The 4,336-nt window shown below is 70.8% G+C and carries 5 protein-coding genes; 1 reads left to right on the top strand and 4 read right to left on the bottom strand.

The window, feature by feature from the left end; all coding sequences use genetic code 11:
• Nucleotides 1-14: 14 nt before the first annotated feature.
• Together LAO51_20045 and gpmI are read right to left on the bottom strand one after the other, a co-directional pair.
• Nucleotides 15-719 carry a ribonuclease HII gene (locus LAO51_20045; GenBank protein MBZ5641038.1) on the bottom strand — a complete coding sequence of 235 codons (705 nt, stop codon included), beginning with the start codon at nucleotides 717-719 and terminating at the stop codon, nucleotides 15-17.
• A gap of 25 nt (nucleotides 720-744) precedes the next feature.
• Nucleotides 745-2,388 (bottom strand): 2,3-bisphosphoglycerate-independent phosphoglycerate mutase, encoded by a 1,644-nt coding sequence (gene gpmI, locus LAO51_20040; GenBank protein MBZ5641037.1) that lies wholly within the window; start codon nucleotides 2,386-2,388, stop codon nucleotides 745-747.
• 246 nt (nucleotides 2,389-2,634) lie between these two features.
• Here gpmI and LAO51_20035 point away from each other — a divergent pair, with 246 nt between their 5' ends.
• On the top strand, nucleotides 2,635-2,895 hold the full coding sequence (locus LAO51_20035; protein MBZ5641036.1) for a ferredoxin family protein: 261 nt from the start codon (nucleotides 2,635-2,637) through the stop codon (nucleotides 2,893-2,895).
• Nucleotides 2,896-2,904: 9 nt separating this feature from the next.
• On the opposite strand, the gene LAO51_20030 is transcribed toward LAO51_20035, so the two are convergent.
• Both LAO51_20030 and LAO51_20025 read right to left on the bottom strand, forming a co-directional pair.
• On the bottom strand, nucleotides 2,905-4,017 hold the full coding sequence (locus LAO51_20030) for a metallophosphoesterase (protein ID MBZ5641035.1): 1,113 nt from the start codon (nucleotides 4,015-4,017) through the stop codon (nucleotides 2,905-2,907).
• A 13-nt stretch (nucleotides 4,018-4,030) separates the two neighbouring features.
• On the bottom strand, nucleotides 4,031-4,270 hold the full coding sequence (locus tag LAO51_20025; protein MBZ5641034.1) for a homocysteine S-methyltransferase family protein: 240 nt from the start codon (nucleotides 4,268-4,270) through the stop codon (nucleotides 4,031-4,033).
• Between the last annotated feature and the right edge of the window lie 66 nt (nucleotides 4,271-4,336).

Below are 4,336 nucleotides of genomic sequence, written 5' to 3'. Positions count from 1 at the left end.
CCCCCCCCCGAAACTCAGGGCACCACTTCTCCCCCGCCGGTATCGTCCCAGAGCGCGCGAGGCGGGAGCAGCGTGAACGACAGGCGATGGATCGCGCAGGGCCCGAGGCGGCGGATCGCGTGGCGATGCGCCTCGGTGGGATACCCCTTGTGGGCGGCGAACCCGTACCCCGGGAAGTCCGCGTCGTACCCCGCCATCATCGCGTCCCGGACCACCTTCGCGAGGATGGATGCGGCGGCGATCGCGTGGCACGTCGCGTCTCCGCGGATGATCGCCTCCTGGGGGACGTCGATTCCCGGGATCCGGCGCGCGTCCACCAGCACGTGGTCGGGCCGGACGGGGAGCGCCAGGACCGCGCGTTGCATCGCGAGGAGCGTCGCGCGGTAGATGTTGACCCGGTCGATCTCTCCGGGATCGGACACTGCCACCGCGTGCGCCAGCGCGACCCTCCGGATCTCGTCGGCCAGTTTCACCCGGCGAGCCGGCGCCACGCGTTTCGAGTCGTCCACCCCCGGGATCCCCGTGCCGGGGGCGAAGACCACGGCGGCCGCGACGACGGGCCCGGCCAACGGTCCGACCCCGGCCTCGTCCACTCCCGCGACCCGCACGATCCCCCGCGACCAGAGTTCCCGCTCCCGGACGAGAAGCGCGCTGAGGCGTCCGAGGGCCCGCGGGGTCGCGGGCCGCGGCTCGGTGCGGGAGGTCCGGATGTCGGCCATGTCAGGTGTCATTCTCGCCGCCCGCTCAAGCGAGGAGCGACGGCAAGTAGTCGTCGGGCGGCACGAATCCCAAGATCTCCAGCAAGGTCGCCGCGACGTTCGCGAGTCCCGCCTCCTCAAGGTCCTTCCGGAGCGGGAGGGGCGGGCCCTTCCCGCGATGAACGATGAACGGGACGGGATTCAAGCTGTGACTCGTGCGGGGCCTCGGACGGCCGGAAGGGTCCTCGAGGGGGAGGCCGGCCTCGTCGCGCTCCACCATGTCGTCCGCGTTCCCGTGGTCGGCGAGAACGACGAGAGTCCCCTCGACGTTCTCGATTCCCCGGACCACCCTCGCGAGGCAGAGGTCGACCGCCTCCACTGCGAAGATCGTCGGCACGAGCTGCCCGCTGTGCCCCACCATGTCGCCGTTGGCGAAGTTGATCCGGCAGAAGCGGTGGCGGCCGGACTCCAGCGCCTCGAGCGTCGCGTCGGTGATCTCGGCGGCCTTCATCCAGGGGCGCAGCTCGAACCGCACCCTGTCGGAGGGGATCTCGAGGTACGTCTCGGTGTCGGGGTCGAATTTTCCTCCCCGGTTCCCGTTCCAGAAGTACGTCACGTGCCCGTACTTCTGGGTCTCGGAAAGGGCAAATTGGGTGACGCCGCTCCGGGCCAGGTACTCGCTCACGGTGCGGTCGATCGCGGGCGGCGCGACGAGGTAGCTCCCGGGGATCCCGAGGTCGCCGTCGTACAGCGTCATCCCCGCGTACAGGACCTCGGGCCGGCGTCCCCGGTCGAACTTGGCGAATTCGTCCCCCTCCTCGAACGCCCGGCTGATCTCGAGCGCGCGATCCCCCCTGAAGTTGAAGAACACCACGGCGTCGCCGTCGCGCACCGGGCCCACCGGCCCTCGGGCGTCGACGACGACGAAGGGTGGAATGAACTGGTCGCTGAGGTCCCGCTGCTCGGCTCGGTACGTCTCGATCGCCTCGCGCGCCGACGCGAACGCGCGGCCCACGCCGTGGACGTGGGCGTGGTAGCCCCGCTCGACGATCTGCCAGTCGGCCTCGTATCGGTCCATGGTGGTCACCATGCGGCCGCCTCCCGAGGCGATCCGGTACCGCTTCCCTTCCCCGAGGCCGGCCCGCTTGAGCTGCTCCTCGAGCCGATCCAGGTAGACGAGGGCCGAGGTCTGGGGCACGTCCCTCCCGTCGAGCAGGGGGTGGACGTAAACCCGCGGCAGCCCTTCCCGGGAGGCCTCAGCGATCAGCGCGTGGAGGTGTTTCTCATGGCTGTGGACGTTCCCGTCGGAGAGGAGCCCGATGAGGTGGAGCGCGCCGCCCGCCTTGCATCGTCGGGTAATCGCCGCCCAGACCTCGCTCCGGAAGATCGAGCCGTCCGCCACGGCCCGGTTGACCAGCTTGGCGCCCTGATCGACGATGCGGCCCGCGCCGAGAGCGTTGTGGCCTACCTCGGAGTTCCCCATGTCGGCGTCGGACGGGAGGCCGACGGCGGTGCCGTGGGCCTTGAGGAGGCGCGACGGGGAGCGCGCCATGAGGGCGTCCAGCGTGGGGGTCCGCGCGAGGGCGACCGCGTCCCACTCGTCCCGCCGCCCGATTCCGATGCCGTCGAGGACGACGAGGAGCACGGGACCCGGGAGGCGCGCGATCCTGCCCGACGCACGGAGTGTCATGTCCACGGTTCGCTCCCCTCCCTCGGCCGAAGCGCACGTCAGGATACCACCGCCGTCGCGGACGGATCCGTCCGAACCCGGCGTGTTGACACGCTTCGCCGCGCGGAGCGACCCGCTTGACACGGGTCACGAAAGATCGCTCGCGGCGCCGGAGCGCGCCGTGCTCGGAAACACGGACCGGCCGGCACGCGCTACACTGTTCTCGAAGATCCGACCGTCGGGTCTTGGAGTGCAGGGAGAACGAACATGGCGTTCATCATCGCTGAGCCGTGCATCGGGACCAAGGACACCGCCTGCGTGGACGTCTGCCCGGTGGACTGCATCCATCCCACGAAGAAGGACCCGGACTTCGAGACCGCGGAGATGCTCTACATCGATCCGGTGGAATGCATCGATTGCGGGGCGTGCGAGCCCGCCTGCCCGGTCGAGGCGATCTTCGAGCTGGACGCGCTCCCGGAGAAGTGGAAGGACTACATCGAGAAGAACGCCGCCTACTTCAAGAAGTAGCCGGCGCCTTCAGGCCTTCCGCAGGGTGATCCTCACGATCTCGGCGCGCCTGAACAGGCGCATCGGCGGTCCCCAGAATCCGGTGCCGCGCGAGACGCAGAGAGTCATTCCGCCCACCTCGTGAAAACCGGACAGCCTCGGGTACGCGAGCCTCACCAGGTAGGCGAACGGCCAGATCTGGCCGTCGTGCGTGTGGCCCGAGAGCATCAGGCCGACGCCGAGCTCCGCCGCCCGCTCGACCTCGCTCGGGCTGTGGGAGAGGAGGATCGTGACGCCGCGAGGGCGGGACGCGAGAGCGCGATCGAGGAAGCCGTCCCCGGCGCCCGCCTGGCGACGGGCGGTGAGATCGTCGACGCCCGCCACGACCAGTCCGGGCGCGGCCTCGACGGCCTCGTCGCGCAGCACCCTGAACCCCGCGGCCCTCAGGATCGCCACCGATCGCTCGAGTCCCGCATAGAACTCGTGGTTCCCGGTGACCGCGAAAACGCCGAGCGGAGCCGTGAGGCGTCGGAGGACGGGCACGAGGGCCCCGGCCGCCGAGACGTCGTGGTCCACGAGGTCGCCGGTGACCGCGAGAAGGTCCGGCTTCAAGGCCTCGACGTCTCGGACTCGCCTCGCGAGCCAGCGCTCGGACAGCAGCGGGCCGAGGTGGAGATCGGAGATCTGCACCACCACGAGGCCGTCGAGCTCCGGCCCAAGCCCTTCGAGCCTGACGGTGCGCTCCGTGATCCCCGGCGGGCGCAGCCCCTGAATCAGCGCGGCGACGGACAGCAGGCCGGCCGCCGCGACCGCGGCCTCGCGCGCGCGAGCCACGCGCCCGGGGAACAGGAGGCCGAAGCCGGTGGCGAGGTCGGCGGCGAGGAGCGAGACGAAGAGCAGGAAGAGCACCCCGACCCAGATCGAGGCGGCCGCGTCCAGCGGGAAGACGAGTCGGCCGAGCCGCGGCGAGAGGATCCGAGCCAGCGGGTAGCCGAGCCACAGCGCGGCCGCGGCGGCGAGCAGGAGGCGGCGCGCGGTGGGCGGCTCGAACGGCGGAAGCCCCGAGACGCGGAAGAACACGTACGCGTGCATGAGGGTCCATACGGACAGGACGATCAGCAGGAAGACCGCGAGCCTCGCCATGGAGCTCGCCGCGTCACCGGGCCCCGGGACGGCTGAGAGCCTCGCGGAAGGCGCGCACGTGCTCGGGACCGGTGCCGCAGCAGCCGCCAACGATCGCGACGCCGAGGGCGACGAGAGTGCGGATCCGCTCCGCCATGTAGGCGGGATCCTCGGGGTACGCGAGCCCGCCGGACGTCGCCTTCGGCAGGCCGGCGTTGGGCTGGATCGCGACCGGCTTCCTGGCGTGCCTCAGGAACTCCGACGCGATCTCCACCGATCTCGTCTATGACGTGCTGCGCAAGCACCAGGCCGATCATCTGCTCTTGCGCGCGGCGCGCGC

This window comes from Terriglobia bacterium (assembly GCA_020073205.1).
Classification (GTDB): domain Bacteria; phylum Acidobacteriota; class Polarisedimenticolia; order Polarisedimenticolales; family JAIQFR01; genus JAIQFR01.
This window is presented reverse-complemented; position numbering and strand designations above follow the sequence as displayed.